Raw genomic sequence first — 19,723 nt, 5'->3', positions numbered from 1 at the left:
TGGCGCAATGCAGACACGCCAGAGCAGCGCATTCATGACCAGCGATTGCAAAGCATCAGCGAGCCGACGAGGGGAACGGGTGGCGCTTACTGAATTCGCGATGGATTGGGATGACGCCCTCCTGGACGTTGCACGGCAGTGGCTACCTTCTGGTGTGCCACTGCCGCCGCTCCCAAATGCCGCGTGAAGATCGCACGTTGCCAGTCAGTCAGGCTCCACCATGCTTTTTGGTTCCCTCAACGCGATCTTCCGCACGTGGTATCATGCGGCTTCTGCCTCCTACCGAAGACGGCCCGCCTATTGGGTCTATCCGGCCCTGTGGCCTTCTAACGCTTGATTCTCAGGCCCAGCAAGACGAGTGGTCGTAGGATGCTCCACCAGCCGGTGATCGGTTTCATCTTGGTGTACTCTTCGCCACGCTTTGGATAGGTTTTACTGACAGGCACCTCTTTGACCTTGTACCCAAGAGTCACCGCTTTGTAGAGAATGTACGGTTCCATCTCATATTGTGATAGCCAGTCCTGATGAAGGTTGATGCGTGGATCATCGAACAAGCTCATGCGAAAGGCGCGGAAGCCGTTGGTTGCATCAGTCATCCAGCGACCCGTAACAAGAAAAAACAAGAGCGGATAAATCAGCCGCGTGCCCAGCCACCGATAAAACGGCATGTTCGTGTAGCTGCCGCCGGGCAGATACCGCGAACCCTGGACCAAGTCATACCCTTCCTCCAACAGTGGCTGCAACAGGCGCGGAATTTGCATCGGATCGTCTTTACCGTTGCCGGCCAACGTGACGACGACTTCAAACTGATGATGACGAGCATACTGGAACAAGCTGCGCGCGGCCATGCCTAAGCCTTCGCGGGCTCCGCTGCGCAACACGGTGATACCATGTGCCTGAAGAATCTCACTGGTGCCATCGGTCGAACCGTCATCAACGATGGCAATGTCAGACAGGCCAATCTGCTTCAACTGCTCAATCACGCGACCAATGCTTTTCTCTTCGTCCCGCACCGCCGAGATGGCCAGAATACGATGAGCCTGAATCTCCATTTTCATTCCACCGTCTCTGATGCCTCTGGGATATGCTGATCTTCCGGCACATCCATAATCACCTTGGCCGGATTGCCGGCGACCAGTTTCCGGTCTGGCACATCTCGCATCACCACTGCGCCAGCAGCTACCACCGCGTTCACACCCACCGTGATGCCTGGAAACAATACTGCCCCGCCACCAATGCGCGCCCCGCGCTTGACATGAGGCCCGACGAATTCCGTTGGCGGGTGTCGGTCCATCGTTGGATCATCCAATGCCACCACCAGAGGACCGAGGAAGACACGATCCTCGTAAACGCCCACCAAACCACACGCTCCTTGAATCTTCGTATAATCGCCGACTGTGATGTAACCGCACCAGGTAAACGCTCCCATTGTGACATAGCGGCCCAAGCGCGTGTGTTCACGCACGTAGGCTAGATCGCCTATGAGTACCCCTTCTTCCATTTGAACCCCGGCGTACACTACGGCGTTGGCCCCGATGCGACAGTTCTGGCCGATGACAGCGCCAGGCTGCAAAGAGACCGGGCGACTGGTCATGGCACTCGGTCGAGGCTGACGACCAATGATCGCCCCAGCCTCGATGATGGTGCCTGCGCCGATGTGCGTCCCAGCTTGAATGACCGCGTTATGGCCGATGGTAACGTGATCGCCAATTTCTACGTTCTCTTCAATGACCACGCCACAACCAAGTGTGGGACTGACGCCCAAACGCGCTGTTTTGTGAATGAACTGTTTCATGATCTCATGAGTTGAAGATTTGAACTCGCAGCGTCAAGGGGTTCCCACCACTGAACTGAGCCACTGAGCCAACACTTCGCCATTGGCAATCACATAGTCCACCGCACCGCTGCACCCGCCCACGTCAGACCAGCGCCGAAGGCCGACAATACCACCAAATCACCTCGTTTCAATCGCCCTTGCTGAACCGCTTCATATAACGCGATGGGCACGGACCCCGCCACAGTATTACCATACCGCTCAATGTTGACAAAGAACTTCTCTACTGGCACGCCCAGCCACTTGGCCACGGGACGAAACAATCGCTGGTTGGCTTGGTGAGGAACGATCAGGTCCACATCATTGATTGTGTATGACGTTTTGGCCAGCACTTTTTCAATTGAGTCCATGACAGCAGTCGCAGCGAATTCGAAGGTGTCATAGCCATCCATCACTGGGCTGTTCAAGCCCTCATCCAACGTGCGGTGGCTGGAGGGTAGCCGGCTGCCACCAGCCGGTAACTGGAGAATGTCACCTCGGCTGCCATCGCTGTGCAAGACAAAATCAATAATTCCTTCTTCCTCGGCCCGGATCGGCTCCAATACGACGGCGCCGGCTCCATCCCCAAATAGCGCGCCATTCGGGTTCTTGCCTCTGAGAAACTTGGAGATAGCATCAGCCCCGATGACCAACACCTTGCGATAGAGCCCTGCGCGCACCATTTGCGTTCCCACTGCCAGCGCATAAACAAAGCCGGAGCAGGCTGCATTGATATCACAGGCCGCCGCGTTGACAGCTCCCAATCTCCCTTGAATCGTTGATCCCGCCGAGGGCCATAAACGATCTGGGGTCATAGTGGCATTAATGATCATCTCCACGTCTACTGGTTTCAAGCCAGCCGCCTCCAAAGCCATTTGCGCGGCAGGCACGGCCAAGTCAGACGTGGCTTGCTCTTCGGTGCATACCCGTCGCTCCATCACCCCCATGCGCTGGCGAATCCACGCATCCGTTGTCTGGAGGAGCGGCTCTAGATCGGCATTAGTGACGACCTTCTCCGGGACATAAGCTCCAATACCTGTAATGCCCACTGTTCGCACTTCCATCTAATCTCCCCAAGCATGATAAGTTCATGCTATATCGTCCATGCTATATCGTCCAGCGCAGCAGCGCACTGGCCCAGGTCAGGCCTGCGCCAAACGACGTTAACGCCACCAAATCCCCCCGCTGCAGCCGTCCTGCCCGGACCTCATCATACAAACTGAGCGGAATGGATGCAGCCACCGTATTGCCATAACGATCAATCGTCACCGAAAATTTCTCCATCGGCACGCTGAGCCATCGCGCTGCCGTTTGGATGATCCGAATGTTGGCTTGATGCGGCACGATCAGATTCACGTCCTGAATCTGGTAGGGCGAGTGAGCCAACGCTTTTTGAATGGAGTCCATCATCGCCCACGTGGCAAACTGAAACGTCTCGAAGCCGTCCATCACTGGAAAGTTGAGTTTTTCATCCAGCGCATGATGACTCGGTGGAATCCGGCTGCCGCCAGCCGGGATGTACATCACCTGGCTGCGCGTGCCGTCGCTGCCCAGAAAGAATGAGATGAGGCCTTCGTCTTGTTCAGGCACAGGCTCCAGCAACACAGCGCCGGCGCCATCGCCAAACAGCACACAAATCTGCCGGTCGGTGTAGTCTAGGAATTTGGTGACGACATCGGCGCCAATGACGAGCACTTTGCGATAGAGTCCTGTCCGCACCATCTGCGCGCCAACGGCCAGTGCATAAATGAAACCGGAACAGGCCGCATTCACATCAAACGCGCCGGCGTTCACGGCGCCCAATCGGCCTTGCACGGTTGAGCCAGTTGAAGGCCACAACCGATCCGGTGTCATCGTTGCATGAACGATCAGGTCGAGTTCTTCCGGCTTGACGCCGGCTGAGGCCAAGGCTTGCTGCGCCGCTTTCAGCGCCAGATCAGAGGTGGCTTCAGCTTCCGTGCAAATCCGCCGCTCACGGATGCCGGTGCGCGTGCGAATCCATTCGTCCGTCGTGTCAACCATTGCCTCAAGGTCAGCATTGGTCAATACCCTGTCGGGCACGCACGCGCCAAGACCCGTAATGCCGACCGTCAATAGCTTCATACAAATTCCTATGTGCTTGGTGAACCGGCCTGTTTCGCCAAGGCAGCTTCGATGTACTCGACAATGGCGCCGATCGTGTGCAGCGATTGTGCCTGCTGCTTGCCAATGTCAATGCCAAACTCGCGTTCGGCATCAAGCATCAATTCCACCAAATCAATCGAATCCGCCCCCAAATCTTCGACCAACCGCGATTCGGCGCTGATCGAACTCGGATCAATTCCCTTCAGCTCGGCGACCATTCGGCTGAATCGCGTCAATACGTCACTCATACTGCTACCTTCCTTATGTTGCCACTACCACGTTCAATTTCTCGCTCTCTTGGCGGCGTTATTATTGTCAGCTCATTGGCCGCTGTCAACCAAGCTTGACAGATTCAAACGGCCACAGTTTAATCTGGCTTCGATTAACAGGCGAATCTCGATCACGCTCGCTCAAGGTCACAGTGAAAGTCATTGTCATCGGTCTGGACGGCGCGACATTTCGTCTCATTGACCCGCTGGTTGCACAAGGACGATTACCGACACTGGCTGCTCTCATGCGGCGGGGCGCGCGCGGTACGTTGCACTCGACGTTGCCGCCCAACAGTGCTGCTGGCTGGAGCGCTTTCATGACTGGCAAGAATCCCGGCAAGACAGGCGTCTTCGGATTCTTTTCACTCGTGCCAGGCGATTATAAAGTCACGCTCAATAATGGCGGTTCTGTTCGCGCGCGCACCTTATGGGAACTGGTCAGCGAGGCCGGCAAGCGCGTTGCCGTCGTCAATATGCCTTATACCTACCCACCGCGCCCCGTCAACGGCGTGCTGGTCGCCGGCATGGATGCGCCGAGCCTGCGCGGGGCTACGTTTCCTCCAGCGTTCGCTGCCGAACTGCTCACAGCCTGCCCCGGGTACGAAATCGAGATGCCCCCGGTGCGCCGTCATCGGGAGGTGAAAAAGCAGTGGTTCGTCGAGCACCTCGCCGAATACATCGAGATGCGCTGGCAAGCAATTCGCTACGTTCAACAGAAGGTCAGGCCGGACCTGATGGTCGGTGTGTTCACGGCGCCTGACCGCGTTCATCACTGGGTGATGGATGATGTCATGCCCAATCATCCGTTGCGTGATGAGGCCTCGGCGCGACAGTTCGGTCACTTGCTCGGCGACATGTACACACACCTGGATGACATCCTGCGGGCGCAACTGGAACTGCTGGATGACCAAACAATGTTGTTCATCGTCTCCGATCACGGCGCCAATGGATTCTATCGCCGGTTTCTGATCAACCACTGGCTGTGGCAGCAAGATTGGTTAGCGCTGGTGCGCGGCGCTAAGTTGTCGCCGATTCAACAGGTCATTCGCTATGTGCGACGGCAGTCACGTGTGTACGGGTTAGCTCGTTGGTTCAGCAGCGCGCTCTCATTGACTCCTACAGACCAGACCACCCGCAAAATCAAAGGCCTCAGTTGGCGCTTGAAAATCATTGACTGGGCGCGGACGCGGGCATTCTATCTGAATGGACTAGGAATTCGCCTCAATCTACGCGGACGCGAACCTGCCGGCATTGTCAACCCCAGTGAGTATGAATCACTGCGCGAACAGATCATTCGCAAGCTGCTCGCCGTGCGCGACCCGCTCACGGGCGCGCCGATTTACACGGGCGTGCACCGACGTGAAGACGTCTATCACGGGCCTTACCTGCCTCAGGCGGCAGACATCATCCTGGAGGAAGCCACATTGAATGCTGATCCGCGATTGAATTTTTCCACTAGCAGCGCGCTACATCCGCACCGATTGAACGAGCTTTATGCGGTCAAACGATTGCCCGGCGATCACGACAGCAAGGGCATCTTATTGGCCGTTGGGCCAGGCGTGCGACGCGGCGCGTGGCTCAGCGGCGCACGACTCATTGATATGGCGCCAACCATCCTGTATGCGATGGGCTTGCCGGTCCCACAAGATATGGATGGACAAGTGCTGACCGACATGTTTGAGCCGGCATTCATCACACAGCATCCGATCACGTATGGAGAACCGGCGGGCGAAGCCGACGCCATCACGTTTGCTCAGCATGACGACGAGCTGATCGAGCAGCGACTGCGGGAACTCGGATACTTCGAGTGAGCATGACACCACTGAGCCTGTACAGGACGCAACAGCCTCAACTATAATCGCCCGCTGGCAGCCGAACGCCAACCTCAAGCGTGAGCATTGCCCTGGCCGTGGTCACAGACGCTGAAGCAAAAACCAATCGAAGCCGGCTCGCTCGAATCGGACGAGATAGCGGCATTGTTTTTCTTGGTAACATTCTCGATAAGCTGTTTGGCTTCGCCTTCACCGTCGGGATTGCCAAACTGTATGGTCTGCGCGTCTTCGGTCTGTTTCTCCTGGGACTGACCATCTGCCAGCTTGGTTCCTTGATATTCAATTTGGGATTCGGCAACGGCCTGATTCGCTATGTTGCGCTCTACAAAAAAGAGACGCCGAAATTGAAAGGCATCATCTGGACGGCCGGCGTGTTGAGTGTCTCGCTCGGCGTGCTGTTGGGCCTCGGTCTGTTTCTGGCCGCCCAGCCGCTGGTTGAGCGCTTCTTCGCTAACAAGGCACGCCTTGTGGTGGTCCTTCAGTGGTTGGCGCTGACCGTGCCGCTCTCGGCCCTGTCGGGCATCTGGGTACGTACACTGGTGGGACTCAAACACTTCAAGGCACAAACCTACGTGCGCAGCGTCATCGAGCCGGGAACGAAAGTCGGGATGGCGCTACTGCTATTTCTGGCTGGCTTCAAACTGGAAGGCTTGATCCTGGCCTATGTCATCTCGACGGTTGCAGCAACCGTCGCTGCTTACTACTACTACACAGCCACGCTGCGCAGCCGACTGAAAGGTGTCAAGCCCATATTCCAGTTTCGCGAGTTCATCAACTACTGTTGGCCGCTGGTGCTACGCAACTTCATCAGCAAGGCGACTCGGCGCGCCGATGTATTGTTACTCGGCATGTTCCGCAATCCGCTGGAGATCACGCTGTACATGTTCACGCTACGCATGGCCACGCTCAATACGCTGATTGCCGATGCGTTTGAGAAAGCCTACTCGCCGCATGTGCCTCGGCTTCACGCCGAAGGCAGATTGGATGAACTGCGACACGCATTTCAGACGATCACCAAATGGACGATGCTGCTCTCCATTCCGATTTTCGCCCTGTTGATTGTCTTCCCCGGCGTGGTCATTCCTGTGTTAGGCGAACAATTCATGCCGGCGGCTACGGCGTTGAGTGTGGTGGCTGCGGCTGTCTGTTTCAGTTATGCTGTCGGGCCGTCAGAAACGGCGCTGATCATGGCCGGGCGCCCCAAGGTTTCTTTGGTCATTCGCATTATAGGTGGGTTGGTCACGCTGGGATTGAACATCTGGCTTGTGCCACAGTTTGGTCTGATCGGCGCCGCATGGGGATTTACCGGTTCCGTTTTTGTGTCGAACATCCTGGCCGCCTCCATTGCCTATTTCGACATGAACCTGCACCCGGTGCAGCGAGGGTACTTGAAAGTGCTGGCCGCCGGCGCGCTCGCTATCGGTGTGGCTCTGGCGCTGCATCCATTTTTGCCGGCGAACAAATATCTCGCGCTGCTGGCGCTGGGGTTGGGCTACCTTGTTGCGTATGGCGGAATGCTCTGGTTGCTAGGGCTGGACGAGGAAGATAAAGAGCTGGCCCGCCAGTCACAGCTTCGGCTCAAAGCACTCGCTCACAGGCAGCCTGTCACTTCAACGCCCGATATGGACGTGAGCCGTCAATAGCCCAGCCGTTGAAAACGTGTGAGTGATACCAAGAGGTCTGGAGAAAGGCCCTATGTGAGGCAGGAGCCAGGAGTCAGGATTCAGGAGCCAGAAGCCAGGGGCATAATACTAATCGTCCGAAGAAAGGCCCTATGTGAGGCAGGAGCCAGCGGCATAATACCAATAGAGCGGTTTGCGAGTGAGCTTATCCTGGGGCGTACGCCCAGCAGAGTCTCATTCGCAAACTGCTCTAAGAGATTCCTCGTTTCAAAGATCGCTACCGTTTTCCGCTCTGGGAAGGTAGAGGGAACCACAATGTGCGCCCATCATCTGGCCCTGGATAAAAGTAGATGAAGACGTTTCCGTGTTCCTGAGTTTCTACTTGCGGACCGAAAAAGATCGTTCGGTTGGTATTGTTCACATAGGTCGCGCGGTAGACAATCCCCCAGCCAGGCGGAACGACAATTTCGCGGTCGTTATAGGTCACAAACGGCGGATCGTCCCAGTTGTCGCTGTAGTAGATGCGGTTCTGGATACCCATCCGGTCAAACTCAGTCGAAGAGGTGTTTTGTCCTTGGACGCACCCATTACATCCAACAGGAGCGCCGACTGCATCTTTATTGCGACCATCCCACAAACGGATTTCGAATGTCTTGCCTCGCCAGTGAAAGTGACCAGTGGCAGCGGCGATTTTGACCGGCTCTTCAATGCCGAAAAAGTCGAAGGTGACGCCGAAGTCCCACATGGTGGTGGAACGCGGCGGCAGAACCAGACGATTATTCTGGCCGAACATCGTGCCCATCGTAATGGGAGCAGTGGAAGGATCGTAGGCGGCGTGAAGATTGATCACAGCCATGCCGCCGATAGGCGCCGTTTGCGGTCCGGTGTTCACGAAATGAATCTGCGCCAGCACCTTTTGCAGCGGATCAAACTTGAAAGCCACACCCGGCGGGAGGTCCCAGATCATGTGGATACGTTGGTTGCCGGCGCGCAGCGCCCAGTTGGCAAAAGGAACAGGGTTGAACCCTTCCTCGAACGTGCCATCCGGTGGAGGTCCATTAGGCAGACCGCCTTGATAGGCAAAGAAGTTCAAATGGTGGCTGCCGGGCGGATAGAGCATTTCGAAGCGCGTGACCCGCATCTCTTCGGTGTTCGGGAGCGTGAAGTAATAGTTCCTCTGAACCTCTCTTTCCACATGGAACGGTGGCACCACGACTTGAGCGCCTGGCTCAGGCACCGGCAGTTGGATGTCTCTCGTGCTGCTGGGCAGCGCCCCGTTGAGGATCCATTGACGGATCATCTCAACCTGCGCTGGCGGTAGGATTGTGCCTGCTTGAGGCATCCGCTCGCCTTCACCTGGGCCAAGCTGGCCGGTGATCTTCTGATAGAGGAAGCTCTCTTGCGGTTTTCCCGGGACGACGCGGCGTTTGCCGGCAGCGCGGGCCGCCGGATTCTCCGCGAGCACGTCAACGAGATTGGCGTAGGCATTGAACTCGTCAAGCACAAGCCCGCCGGCCGCCCGCAATGAACTATGACATGAGGTGGTTGAACAGGTGGGAATGAAGATGTTCTGGCGAAGCTGATCCAGCGTCACCGTATTCTGGGCTGCGCTTGTCCCACTAGTAGGACCAGTAGGGCTTGGTATTAAAACCAAAATGACAATAGCCGCCGCGAAAACGAATTTGACGAGATGCCGAATCTCAGGCGTCTTCATGTAGCCCTCCCCAAATGAATCTTTATGGCCAGGAGCCGGCAGCATAAAACGAGCCCGGGTTCTAAGTCAAGCTGAAATCAGAGCCGGCATTCTGGCGCTTGCTTGACAGAGATGGTAAATCGGGTATGCTCGTGTGCGGGCAACAATGAGGTGGATGAGGAAGAACTAACCGCGAAGCCCGAGGAGATCGAGTATGATGACGAAAAGATTGACAACGAATTTGCTTGCCGTTGGGGTGATCTTGGGTTCGGTTGCTCTTTGGGGACTAGGGAATGAGTCACGCGCAACCCTGCATGGAAGTAATCTCCAAGGCTCATGGGTCGTGACCGTAACTCCCGTGCAAACTCCCTCAGGCTCGTCATTTCAATCTTATAATGCTTTGATCACGTTTACTCAAGATGGCAATGTCGTGGAGACATCGCTTCTGCCGCCCTCGCGGGCACGGGCTTCAACGGCTGGACATGGAGAGTGGACTAAAACGGGAATGCGCAGTTTTGCATTAACCTATGTGAAACTTTTGTCCGACGAGCGAGGCAATTTCACCGGGCTCATAAGAGTGAGCGAGTCACTGGAGCCGAGTTTGTCATTGGATGACTACCGAGGCGTGGGGAAATTGGAGATTCTCGACTCCACCGGAGACGTGATCGAGTCTTTCGACATTGTGACGCAAGCAACGCGCATCCATATCGAATTGTTACTGTGATGGTGGTCGTCATCGCCATGGATGAGGCCATGTTCCACCTGTTTGGCACGCTGGTGGCAGCAGGGTGATGACCGATGTTGTCTCCAATCCTGGCGCGAGGCAGTCGTCATGTGCCGCGCTCGACGCCACCGCCCAACAACGCCGCCGGCTGGATTGTCTTCATGACCGGCGAAAACCTCGGAATGAATTTGATGAACGCTCTCGGTTAGAGCCGGCGCTCCCGCTCGTTGACTTCCCCATCCTGGGTTGATACACTCCATCCGCCCTTGAGTTGTTAACTGGTGACATCTTTTGGAAGTCCTGTCTAGCTCGGGACGAAAAAGAGCTGAGGAGGTTACGGTATGTTGAAGTGTCGCAGCTTTTTCATCAGCTTGATCGTAGCGCTGAGCACCTTCCTGATGCTCAGCGGCAATCTACCAACCACCAGCTCGATGAGTGGAGCTGTCGCGCTGAGGTCGCCTCTTCAGAATGTGATCACGATTGTGACACCTCCCGAAGAATTGATCATTGGACGCAACCCGCTCACGATTGAAGGGGTCGTGACGGACCCATCTATAAGCGTGGTGTATGTCATTCGCGTTGGAGCGCCGGTGGTCATTCTGGGACGAAGACGTGATGAGCTGCCTGGGGTGCCCTTTCCGGTCATCAACGGGCGGTTCACCGCAAGTGTGAGCTTCCTAGCCGAAGGCGTGAATACGATTCGTGTGACCGGCATTGATGGCAACGGAAGACAGCACGTCACTGAGGTGGAGGCCGAACTTTACCAGGCGCTGGATCGCCCGCCGGAGGTTGAGATTGAATTGATCCCGAACAAGAGACGTCAACCCATTGGAGAAACGGTGCAGGTCCGCTGCCTATTGAGAAACAACAGTTTCAATCCCATACAGGGCACCTATGACCTCTCGATGCAATTACCCACCGGGGACATGGTCATGCCGATCCTGGGAGCGCCTTTCAACCTGCCTGCTGGCCGACAGGAGACCCGATTGGAGGTGATCAGGCTGAGCGAGTACACCGCCGAGCCAGGGTACTGCCGCATTCTTGGCGTGGTCAAAAACAGCAACGGAGATGTGCTCAGTCAGGATGAGTTTTATGTTGAAACCTACCGTCCGGATGATTTTCCATTCATTGATATCTCCAAGGCGGCTGGCATCACTCACCAACTGGTGGCCCGGGGCGGCCTTGCAGCGGGCGCAGCCTTCGCTGATTATAACAACGATGGCTGGCTCGATCTCTTTGTTACCGACCGAGGGCGCAACTTCCTTTACCGGAACAATGGCAATGGCACGTTTACGGATGTGGCGCGGAGCGCGGGCGTGGTTGGCCGACAAGATGTGCTGTATCGCGCCGCTGCGTGGGGTGACTATGACAATGATGGCTTCAGGGACCTGTTCGTCACCACCAAACCTGGCCCTGATATTCTCTATCGCAATAACGGTGATGGCACGTTCACCAATGTAACCACGCTGGCAGGCGTTGGCGGGTCTGTCGGTGATGATAGTAGCTGCGCTGCGTGGGGCGATTACAACAATGACGGATTTATTGATCTGTATGTCGGAAACGATGCAGGCGGTCCAGCCGCGCCCGGATTTGTTGGCGCGCCCGGACAGCCCAACTATCTCTATCGGAACAACGGCAACGGGACCTTCACCGAGGTGGGCCGAGCCTATGGTGTCAATAACTGGGGGCGGACGTTTGCGGCGCTTTGGACTGACTATGATAACGATGGCGATGTAGATTTAGCCGTCATTAATGATTTTGGCCAGTTCAACGACTTTCCTAACACACTTTACCGCAATGATGGCCCGGATGGCCGCGGCGGATGGAAATTCACAGAAGTGGGACCAACTGTGGGATTCAATTCCCGACTCTACGGCATGGGGGTCGGTGCCGGGGACGTGGACAATGATGGCGACCTGGATTATTTCATCTCCAATTGTGGTACTGGCGCCTTTCACAAGAACAATGGCGATGGAACGTTTACGGAAGCCACATACGAAGCTGGGTTGGACACGGCGGTGCCGCCGATAGGCCCATTTGCCGGAACGGATTGGTTGATCTGCACCTGGGGAATTAACGCCTGGGATTTTGATCTGGATGGGTGGGTGGATTATTACGTCACCGCGGGTGTAGTGGGCGATTCGGGCAATTTCAAGATTGCGCTCACTCAACACAATCTGCTTTTTCACAACCGTCAAGACGGAACCTTCACCGTAGTTGGTCACCTGTACGGCGTGGATTACCCAGGGTACACACGAGGCGCTACCTTCGGAGATATTGATAATGACGGTGATTTGGACATCTACCTGGCGAATATAGGCGAGGAAGGTGTCTTGCTTCGCAATGACCTATCCACAGGCCATAACTGGCTGAGTATTCGGCTCGTCGGCACACTCAGCAATCGGGATGCCTTCGGGGCCAAGATTTTTGTGACCACCGGCTCAGGTCGACAAATGCGCGAAGTGCCCGGTGCTGATATGCAACTTTCACTGAATAGCCTGGAACAGGTCTTCGGACTGGGGAACCACACGCAGGCCGACGTTGAAGTGCGCTGGCCGCGCGGCGCCGTACAGCGATTGACCAACGTGCAGGCCAATCAGAAGCTGGTCATTACGGAACCGCGATCATAGCATCTGTGCGCGGCTTGGGCACGTGTAGACGGCTTGCAGGGGCCGCCTGCTCCGGCTTATCACAATTTCTCGGATGTCGGCAATGAAAAACTCACCTGAGAATGCCAAGCTTCCTCAAGCAAATACCTACCGCCTGATTCCTCGGATGCCGGCAATTGGGGAAGTGCGCCACAATCAATGCATGATTTGGTTTGTGGACAGAGAGGAAACCCTTCGGTATAATTGCCGCCGCCTGGCGTTGAAAAGAAATACGAAGTAGGTTTCTGTCGAGGCGTTTCTCAATAGGAGGTGTGAATGCACGTTCAAGCGCAAGTGGGTATCAGCATCAGGAACCGAAGGCGCGAGCAGAAGAAAAACATCGTTCTGTTCAATCCCTCACCTTACCCGAAAACCGGGCGCGTGCGCATGTTCTCGAATCTGCCGCTGGGACTGCTGTGCGCCTCTGCCTTGCTGGATGCCGAAGGCTATCGTGTTCACATCATCTCGGAGGATGGCAATCCTAATTACCTGGATGAAATCCTCTACTATGCCAAGGACGCCGTTCTCTTAGGTGTCAGCTCGATGACCGGGCCGCAAATTCGCGGTGGGTTGGAAGCTTCCAAGGCAGTGAAAGAAGCCTATCCGCAGATTCGCACCGTGTGGGGCGGCGTGCATCCATCAATCTTGCCGAAAGAAACTTGCCAAAATCCTTACGTTGATATTGTCGTCAAAGGCTACGGCGAAATGACGCTGTGGGAATTGGTGCACCGATTGGAAGCTGACGAGCCGCTGGAGCAATGTTTGGGCATCTGCTTCAAACAAGACGGCCAGATCATCGAGACGCCGGACCGGCCGATGTTCGACTTCGATAAGATTCCTCCCATCCCGTTTCACTTGGTGGATATGGAAGAGTACATCGAGCAGACCAAGAGCGGCGAGCGGATGATCAACTACATCACCAGCTACGGCTGCCCGTTGGATTGCACGTTCTGCTCTGAGCCGCTGACGTCGCAGCGGCGGTGGAAAGGCAAAAGTCCGCAGCGCGTGGTGGATGAAGTGGAGCGGCTCTGGCGTGAATACAAAATTGATTGTCTGAAAATCTGCGACGATAACTTCTTCGTTGATAAGCGGCGCGTGGCGGCAATCTGCCAGGAACTCATTGACCGGAAAATCCAGATCAAATGGGGGCGCGTGCCCGGACGGTGCGACACGCTCGGCCGCTACCCGGATGAGCTATGGCAACTGATGCGACGGAGCGGATTCTATCACGTCTATTTCGGCCTGGACTCTGGCTCGGACGTGGCGCTGCGCAAAATGAAAGGGCGTCAAACGAATGAAGACGCCTTCAAACTGATTGATCGCTGCAAAGAGCACGGCGTCCGCTTGAGCGCCAGTGTGATCACCGGCATGCCGTTCACGCAAGAAAAGGACGGCGTCACCTACGAGGACGAGTTCGTCCAGACGGTGGACATGATTCGCGCCTGCCTGGATCGTTACCGAAAGTTCCCGATTCACCTTTACACCTACACGCCCTATCCGGGCAGTGAGAAGTTCAAGGAGAGCCTCGAATGGGGATTGACAGTGCCGGACCGGCTGGAAGGCTGGATTGAATTCTATCATCGCAAGACGCTGGTACCCTGGCTGACCAAGAACCAAAAGAATTTTGACAAGTATTTTGTGTTGCTCCGCGATATTTACAGCGGACAAAAGCTGAACCACAAGAATCCACTGAAAGCCGCCGTCTATCGGTTGATTTATTGGTCTACGGTCTGGCGCTGGAAGCATCGCTTTTTCCGATTTCCTGTCGAGTACATGCTGCTGCGCGCGGCGGGCAAGCTCAAGAAGAAACCGCCGGTGCTTAAGTCCAGACCTCACCGAACGACTGTGCCGGAACTACAAAACGTGTGAGCTAAGGAGAAACGCACATGGAAGGGAAAATCGTTCTGTTCAACCCGGCGGCGCGTCGGAACGTGCCCTACTACCGGTTACCCTTGGGGCTGATCGCCACTTCATCGGTGCTGGCGCAGGAAGGCTACCAGATCAAGATCATCAGCCAAGACGTAGACCCTGACTTTCGTCAACACGTCCTGGAAGAGGTCAAGGACGCCATCTGCCTCGGCATTAGCTCGCTGACGGGTACACAGATCGAGATGGGGATTGCCATGGCTCGATTGGTGAAGGAACGATACCCGCAGATTCCGATTGTCTGGGGCGGCGTGCATCCAAGCATCTTGCCACGACAGACCTGCGAACATCCGACCGTGGATATTGTCGTCAAAGGCGGACAAGGCGAGGTGACCTTTGCTGAGTTGGTGCATCGGCTGCAATCAGCTCAGCCGCTGGATGGGCTGGCAGGGGTGACATTCAAGCAGGATGGTCAGGTCATTGACAACCCAGAGCGACGGTTTGTCGGGTTGAACGAGCTGCCCCCGTGGCCGTTTCATCTGGTGGACGTGAGAAAGCATCTGGAAATTACCAAGAAAGGCAATCGAGTCGTCAACTACATCTCCAGCATTGGGTGCCCTTCGCGCTGCGGCTTCTGTTCCGAGCCGCTCACGTCGCAACGGCTATGGAAGGCCAAAAGCCCAGAGCGCACGCTGGATGAAATCGAAGTGCTCGTGCGCCAGTACGGAGCCAACGTCATTCTGATTGAGGACAACAATTTTTTCACCGATCTGCGACGGGTGAAGAAGATTTGCGAAGGATTTTTGGAGCGGAAGCTCAACGTCAAATGGGGGCGCGTGCCCGGACGAGTGGATCGGTTGATTCATCTGGACGACGATTTCTGGCAGTTACTCAGGGAGAGTGGATGCTATCAAATCCTGGTCGGCGTCGAATCGGGCGATCAGGAGATGCTGGATTTGATCTACAAAGATACGACCGTCGAGCAGTATCTGACCGTGCAAGAGCGAGCACAAAAGCATGGCATCCGGCTGGCCTGCTCGTTCATCACCGGCATGCCGCTGCCACCTGATTACAAGGGGCGTTTGACTTACGAAGCGGAATTCCGCGAAAGCGTAGACCAAGTGCGCCGCGTGGCATTGCAATCGAACGGATTTCACAGTTTCAACTTCTACATCTATTCACCATATCCCGGCACGCTGCTCTATCAACACAGCCTCAAACTCGGTCTGAACGAACCCAAGAGCCTGGAAGAATGGGCAACGTTCCACCATCGGAGCGAAGTGTCCCCGCCATGGGTAACGCAGAATCAAAAGAACTTCGTCACTTACTTCGTCCAATTGTTGGAACTGCTAGAGCATCGCAAATTGTCCAAAACAAAGAACCCGCTCCTGCTGTTACTCTACAAGCTCATCGCGCTGATGACCGACTTGCGCTGGAAGTATTACTTCTTCCGCGCGCCGATCGAGCTGTGGGCGCTGCGGCAATACGGCCTGATGAAGTTCCGGCGAGTCGTGCGGCAACAACAAAAGAGCCGCAAAGCCGGCGGCACAGGCCCGGCCAGCGAGAACCTGCGGATTGATACATACACTGCCGATGAGCGAATCTTGCAGGCGCAGACGGAGCAGGCGGGTGTGTGAGACCTCCATTGACTCTTAACGCGCCTGATTTGAGATATTGATCACATGAACACACCAGGGATCATTGATATCAAGGATCTGTACTCAGAGGTAGTGAGCACAGAAGAGTTCATCCGCATTTTCAACGAAGAACGGGACACGATCGAGCAAGTAAAGATCATCCCACTAAGACTGGGAGAGCGCGGATTTGGTCGTATTCAGGTGACGCGGAAGTACCTTCTCCCCAGCGTTGTGCGGGAGACGTTAACCAACAAGCGATGACAATCCTGAATCTCGGAACCGGCCTGGATGGCTTGAGAAATAGGCTAACGTGCGGCAAGCCGATACCGATCACAACAATAGACCAATGGAAGATGATGGACCTTGATGAGTGATGTGGTTGGCTGACCTCAAACGGCACCTGCACCGACCGCTTGGTTACCTTCCGAAAGTGAGCAATCTTTCGACGGCGTTTCGGATCATGGACGCGCTTATCTCGGCTGATGACGCGCGCGCAGATCGCCAGAAGATGCGGGAGAGCCTGCGCCTGATCTTTGCCGACAAGGACGAGGCGTGGATTGACCAGACGCTGTGCCAAATCATCATGCACTACAATTGGGCCTACATTGACTCGCTTGTGTTGCCGGTCCTGTCGGAAGCGGACATTGATGCGGTGTTCGAGGTGGAAGGACTGGAGTTGGTTGATCGCGCGCTAGAGCAGGGGCGAGGCGTGATGCTCTACGGGATTCACTATGGACGGTTTTGGGGCGGGCCGATTTATCCGTGCAAAAAAGGGTACACGCTCAGCTACATCGCCCGGACGCGCGGCTTGGCGGCCGCGCACCATACTAACCGCGCCATCACTGGCCGGATGATTAACGTTGACGATTTCAACAAGCAGGAAGTCTATGAGGTCCTACAGCGCAACGAGCTGCTGATGACGATGGCCGATGGTAATGCCGGACGCAAGCCGGTGACAGTGAACTTTCTTGGACAGGCGGCGCAGTTTTCTCCATCCTTCATCGTGTTTGCCCGTCAGATGCGCGCGCCGCTGATCGGATGGATCACATATTCCATCTCGCGGGCGCGGATTGGTCTCCGCTTCATGCAGGTTGACGTGCCTGAGCACTTGCCGCTGAATGAGCAAATGGAAGCGTTGCTAGCCCCGCTCATCGAGCGCGTCCAGCAAGACCCCACGCAATGGTACAGCGCCCGACGCATCGCGCGGCGAGCAGCAGAGACGATATGAAAAAGAAGAAACTCCGCTGGCGCCTCAAGCGGCTGCTTCACAACCAACGGCAAATACGGCGATGGCCACTGTGGCCGGGACAGAAAGTAACGGCCATAGATTCACAGTGGCTGACAGACACAAAGATTCTTCTGATTGGTCTTGACGCAGCGGATTGGCGGATCATCACGCCACTGCTCAAAGAAAAGAAGCTGCCGCACCTGCAAGCTTTGATTGAATCGGGCAGCCACGGCCGATTGAAAACGCTGATTCCGGCTCAGTCGCCGCGCATCTGGAACAGCATCGCCACTGGCAAGCGCCCGAAAAAGCACGGCATTCTCGGTTTCGTCGTTCGTCATCCACAGACCGGCAAGCGCATGCCCTACACGTCCAATATGCGCCGGTGCAAAACGGTGTGGGACATTCTCTCGGACTATGGCAAGCGCGTCGGCGTCGTTGGTTGGTGGAACACATGGCCGGCCACACCAGTTAACGGCGCGATGGTGTCAGGCGTGACGCGATACAAGTTGAAAGATTTTGCCCCGCTCGGCGAGCTGGCTGAAGAACAGGCTTCAGATGAACCGTCGGCAAGATTGCTGGAGTATCCGCGCAAGTCCGCCCTGCTATCAGAGGCCGCGAATCGGCAGACTTATCCAGAAGAACTGTTCAATGAGATTCGGCCACTCATCCGACCGCACAACCAGATTGATGATGCGCCGGAATTCATTCGCCATGTCCGGGCCGCAACCGAACCGCTGACGGAAGCGGAAAGAGTGTCGCTTTCGCTGCTGGTGCAGATTCATAACGATGATCGCACATACGGGGCGATTGGACGATATTTGTGGAGCAGGCTGCGGCCTGATTTTCTGGCCGTTTATTTTGCCGGCATTGATGTGGTCGGGCATCGGTTCTGGCTCTATATGGAGCCGGAGAAATTCAACGCCGTCGTCGAGCCGCGCCAGATCAAGCAATACAAAGATGTGCTGCGCCATTACTACGTTTTCGTTGATGAGATGATCGGCCAATACCTGAGCGGGCTGGATGAAGAGACCTGCGTGGTGGTGGTTTCGGATCATGGGATGTCGGCCAGCCAACGGGCATTCGATTTGTCCGGCGGCGCTGGCTCCGCCGCGCACACGGACGAAGACGGCATCATCATCATGACCGGCAAGCACATTGAACCGGGAAACCCTCTGGGTGCTCCGTCGGTGTTAGATGTGACGCCGACGCTGCTGGCGCTAATGGGATTGCCGGTGGGCGCAGACATGGATGGTCGCGTGATTCGGCGGGCGTTGCGCAAGGAGTTTCTCGCCGAGCACCCGATTCGCTACATCACGACCTATGACATCAACGTGCAGGCTGATAGTACACCGATTGAATCGCCGATGGACGATCAAATCATGGAGCGGCTGCGGGCACTAGGCTACATTGAGTAGACGAGTCTCATTCTACTCGTCATAGGGCGAGCAGTCCGCAACGCGGCTGCCGCCACTACGGAGGTGGACAAAAGTTCTGGGACATTTCGGAGGGACGGGACGTTTTGGAGTGCGGTGACGTGTCACCACTTTCTGACCAAAGCTGCGACACGTCGCAACACTCCAAAAACACCCCGAACTTTTGTCACGTTACTTAGAGCGGTTTGCGAGTGAGCTTATCATGGGGGCGCCCGTAACGTGCATGAACCGACAGGATGCGGGGCTCCCAGGCCAAAGGCAATTGAAAATTGCTCCATAGCGACTTGCAGTTACATTGACTAAACAGAGCAATGGACATTGATGTGAAGCCGTTTTTTCTACTGCCAATTTCGATGCCGACTATTTGGGCAGTCCCAATCCATGTGCAAACCACTCTAAGCTGACTGAGCGGGAATCTGCGATCCTCGGTCAGCATTTACTTGGGCGGCGGCAGCCGCGCAGCAGAGGGTAGCCAGACGTGCAACGTCTGGATGGGCATCATCCCCAATCCCTCGCGTCTTCAGCCGCGCCACCCGTTCTCCCATCGGCTCGTTGATGCTGTTCAATCCTTCACTGCGAATGCGCCGCGCGGGCGCTTCATGAACGCGCCACACTACTGGCTCGGCTGCTGCGGACGTTGCACGTCCGGTTACCTTTGCGCGAGCTGCATGCGTGGCCTCTGGAGCGTGACCTACCATCGTGACGATGCCGGCTAATTTGTGTCGCTTTGCCAGAGGACGTCAGGACAACGTGGTGCAACATTCTATTCGCGGCTGATGGGCTTGGCGCACAGCTACTCAATTCTTTCCAATGAGTGACCACACCAACGATGAC

16 protein-coding genes are annotated in these 19,723 nt (G+C 55.9%); 10 read left to right on the top strand and 6 right to left on the bottom strand.

Annotated features, from left to right (window positions below; translation table 11 throughout):
• Positions 1-326: 326 nt before the first annotated feature.
• From NZ823_06735 to acpP, 5 genes are all read right to left on the bottom strand, one after another.
• Positions 327-1,058 (bottom strand): glycosyltransferase family 2 protein, encoded by a 732-nt coding sequence (locus NZ823_06735; protein ID MCS6804826.1) that lies wholly within the window; start codon positions 1,056-1,058, stop codon positions 327-329.
• Positions 1,055-1,795: an N-acetyltransferase gene (locus tag NZ823_06730; protein MCS6804825.1), complete on the bottom strand. Its 741-nt coding sequence runs from the start codon at positions 1,793-1,795 to the stop codon at positions 1,055-1,057. The genes NZ823_06735 and NZ823_06730 overlap by 4 nt, the downstream gene beginning before the upstream one ends.
• 89 nt (positions 1,796-1,884) lie before the next feature.
• Positions 1,885-2,877 (bottom strand): ketoacyl-ACP synthase III, encoded by a 993-nt coding sequence (locus tag NZ823_06725; protein MCS6804824.1) that lies wholly within the window; start codon positions 2,875-2,877, stop codon positions 1,885-1,887.
• A gap of 43 nt (positions 2,878-2,920) precedes the next feature.
• The gene (locus tag NZ823_06720) at positions 2,921-3,916 is read right to left on the bottom strand and encodes a ketoacyl-ACP synthase III (protein MCS6804823.1); all 996 of its coding nucleotides are present in this window, start codon (positions 3,914-3,916) and stop codon (positions 2,921-2,923) included.
• Between the two features lie 8 nt (positions 3,917-3,924).
• Positions 3,925-4,185, bottom strand: coding sequence for an acyl carrier protein (gene acpP, locus NZ823_06715; GenBank protein MCS6804822.1), 261 nt, complete (start codon positions 4,183-4,185; stop codon positions 3,925-3,927).
• A 173-nt stretch (positions 4,186-4,358) separates the two neighbouring features.
• Here acpP and NZ823_06710 point away from each other — a divergent pair, with 173 nt between their 5' ends.
• Positions 4,359-6,017, top strand: coding sequence for an alkaline phosphatase family protein (locus NZ823_06710; protein MCS6804821.1), 1,659 nt, complete (start codon positions 4,359-4,361; stop codon positions 6,015-6,017).
• A gap of 80 nt (positions 6,018-6,097) precedes the next feature.
• A complete protein-coding gene (locus NZ823_06705) occupies positions 6,098-7,681 on the top strand; it encodes a flippase (GenBank protein MCS6804820.1) in 1,584 nt (527 codons plus the stop codon).
• Positions 7,682-7,937: 256 nt separating this feature from the next.
• Here the strand turns inward: NZ823_06705 and NZ823_06700 are convergent, their stop codons facing one another.
• The gene (locus NZ823_06700) at positions 7,938-9,374 is read right to left on the bottom strand and encodes a hypothetical protein (GenBank protein MCS6804819.1); all 1,437 of its coding nucleotides are present in this window, start codon (positions 9,372-9,374) and stop codon (positions 7,938-7,940) included.
• 193 nt (positions 9,375-9,567) lie between these two features.
• Here NZ823_06700 and NZ823_06695 point away from each other — a divergent pair, with 193 nt between their 5' ends.
• From NZ823_06695 to NZ823_06660, 8 genes are all read left to right on the top strand, one after another.
• The gene (locus NZ823_06695; protein MCS6804818.1) at positions 9,568-10,077 is read left to right on the top strand and encodes a hypothetical protein; all 510 of its coding nucleotides are present in this window, start codon (positions 9,568-9,570) and stop codon (positions 10,075-10,077) included.
• Between the two features lie 74 nt (positions 10,078-10,151).
• Complete coding sequence (locus NZ823_06690; GenBank protein MCS6804817.1) at positions 10,152-10,286, top strand: hypothetical protein; 135 nt, start codon at positions 10,152-10,154, stop codon at positions 10,284-10,286.
• A gap of 132 nt (positions 10,287-10,418) precedes the next feature.
• Complete coding sequence (locus tag NZ823_06685) at positions 10,419-12,707, top strand: CRTAC1 family protein (GenBank protein ID MCS6804816.1); 2,289 nt, start codon at positions 10,419-10,421, stop codon at positions 12,705-12,707.
• 294 nt (positions 12,708-13,001) lie between these two features.
• Positions 13,002-14,594: a B12-binding domain-containing radical SAM protein gene (locus NZ823_06680; GenBank protein MCS6804815.1), complete on the top strand. Its 1,593-nt coding sequence runs from the start codon at positions 13,002-13,004 to the stop codon at positions 14,592-14,594.
• A gap of 17 nt (positions 14,595-14,611) precedes the next feature.
• Positions 14,612-16,228 (top strand): B12-binding domain-containing radical SAM protein, encoded by a 1,617-nt coding sequence (locus tag NZ823_06675; GenBank protein ID MCS6804814.1) that lies wholly within the window; start codon positions 14,612-14,614, stop codon positions 16,226-16,228.
• Positions 16,229-16,273: 45 nt separating this feature from the next.
• Positions 16,274-16,489 (top strand): hypothetical protein, encoded by a 216-nt coding sequence (locus NZ823_06670; GenBank protein MCS6804813.1) that lies wholly within the window; start codon positions 16,274-16,276, stop codon positions 16,487-16,489.
• A 118-nt stretch (positions 16,490-16,607) separates the two neighbouring features.
• On the top strand, positions 16,608-17,456 hold the full coding sequence (locus NZ823_06665; GenBank protein MCS6804812.1) for a hypothetical protein: 849 nt from the start codon (positions 16,608-16,610) through the stop codon (positions 17,454-17,456).
• Complete coding sequence (locus tag NZ823_06660; GenBank protein ID MCS6804811.1) at positions 17,453-18,871, top strand: alkaline phosphatase family protein; 1,419 nt, start codon at positions 17,453-17,455, stop codon at positions 18,869-18,871. Before NZ823_06665 ends, NZ823_06660 begins: the two co-directional genes overlap by 4 nt.
• Positions 18,872-19,723 lie beyond the last annotated feature (852 nt).

It is taken from the genome of Blastocatellia bacterium, from assembly GCA_025054955.1.
Lineage (GTDB): Bacteria > Acidobacteriota > Blastocatellia > HR10 > J050 > JANWZE01.
Note: the sequence above shows the minus strand (reverse complement) of the source record. Positions and strands in the feature narration are given on the sequence as shown.

Excerpts from the sequence above, each read along its gene's own strand:
- NZ823_06735 (MCS6804826.1), bottom strand. The coding sequence starts at position 1,058 with ATGAAAATGGAGATTCAGGCTCATCGTATTCTGGCCATCTCGGCGGTG.
- NZ823_06730 (MCS6804825.1), bottom strand. The coding sequence starts at position 1,795 with ATGAAACAGTTCATTCACAAAACAGCGCGTTTGGGCGTCAGTCCCACA.
- NZ823_06725 (MCS6804824.1), bottom strand. The coding sequence starts at position 2,877 with ATGGAAGTGCGAACAGTGGGCATTACAGGTATTGGAGCTTATGTCCCG.
- NZ823_06720 (MCS6804823.1), bottom strand. The coding sequence starts at position 3,916 with ATGAAGCTATTGACGGTCGGCATTACGGGTCTTGGCGCGTGCGTGCCC.
- acpP (MCS6804822.1), bottom strand. The coding sequence starts at position 4,185 with ATGAGTGACGTATTGACGCGATTCAGCCGAATGGTCGCCGAGCTGAAG.
- NZ823_06700 (MCS6804819.1), bottom strand. The coding sequence starts at position 9,374 with ATGAAGACGCCTGAGATTCGGCATCTCGTCAAATTCGTTTTCGCGGCG.
- NZ823_06695 (MCS6804818.1), top strand. The coding sequence starts at position 9,568 with ATGATGACGAAAAGATTGACAACGAATTTGCTTGCCGTTGGGGTGATC.
- NZ823_06690 (MCS6804817.1), top strand. The coding sequence starts at position 10,152 with ATGTTGTCTCCAATCCTGGCGCGAGGCAGTCGTCATGTGCCGCGCTCG.
- NZ823_06685 (MCS6804816.1), top strand. The coding sequence starts at position 10,419 with ATGTTGAAGTGTCGCAGCTTTTTCATCAGCTTGATCGTAGCGCTGAGC.
- NZ823_06680 (MCS6804815.1), top strand. The coding sequence starts at position 13,002 with ATGCACGTTCAAGCGCAAGTGGGTATCAGCATCAGGAACCGAAGGCGC.
- NZ823_06675 (MCS6804814.1), top strand. The coding sequence starts at position 14,612 with ATGGAAGGGAAAATCGTTCTGTTCAACCCGGCGGCGCGTCGGAACGTG.
- NZ823_06670 (MCS6804813.1), top strand. The coding sequence starts at position 16,274 with ATGAACACACCAGGGATCATTGATATCAAGGATCTGTACTCAGAGGTA.
- NZ823_06660 (MCS6804811.1), top strand. The coding sequence starts at position 17,453 with ATGAAAAAGAAGAAACTCCGCTGGCGCCTCAAGCGGCTGCTTCACAAC.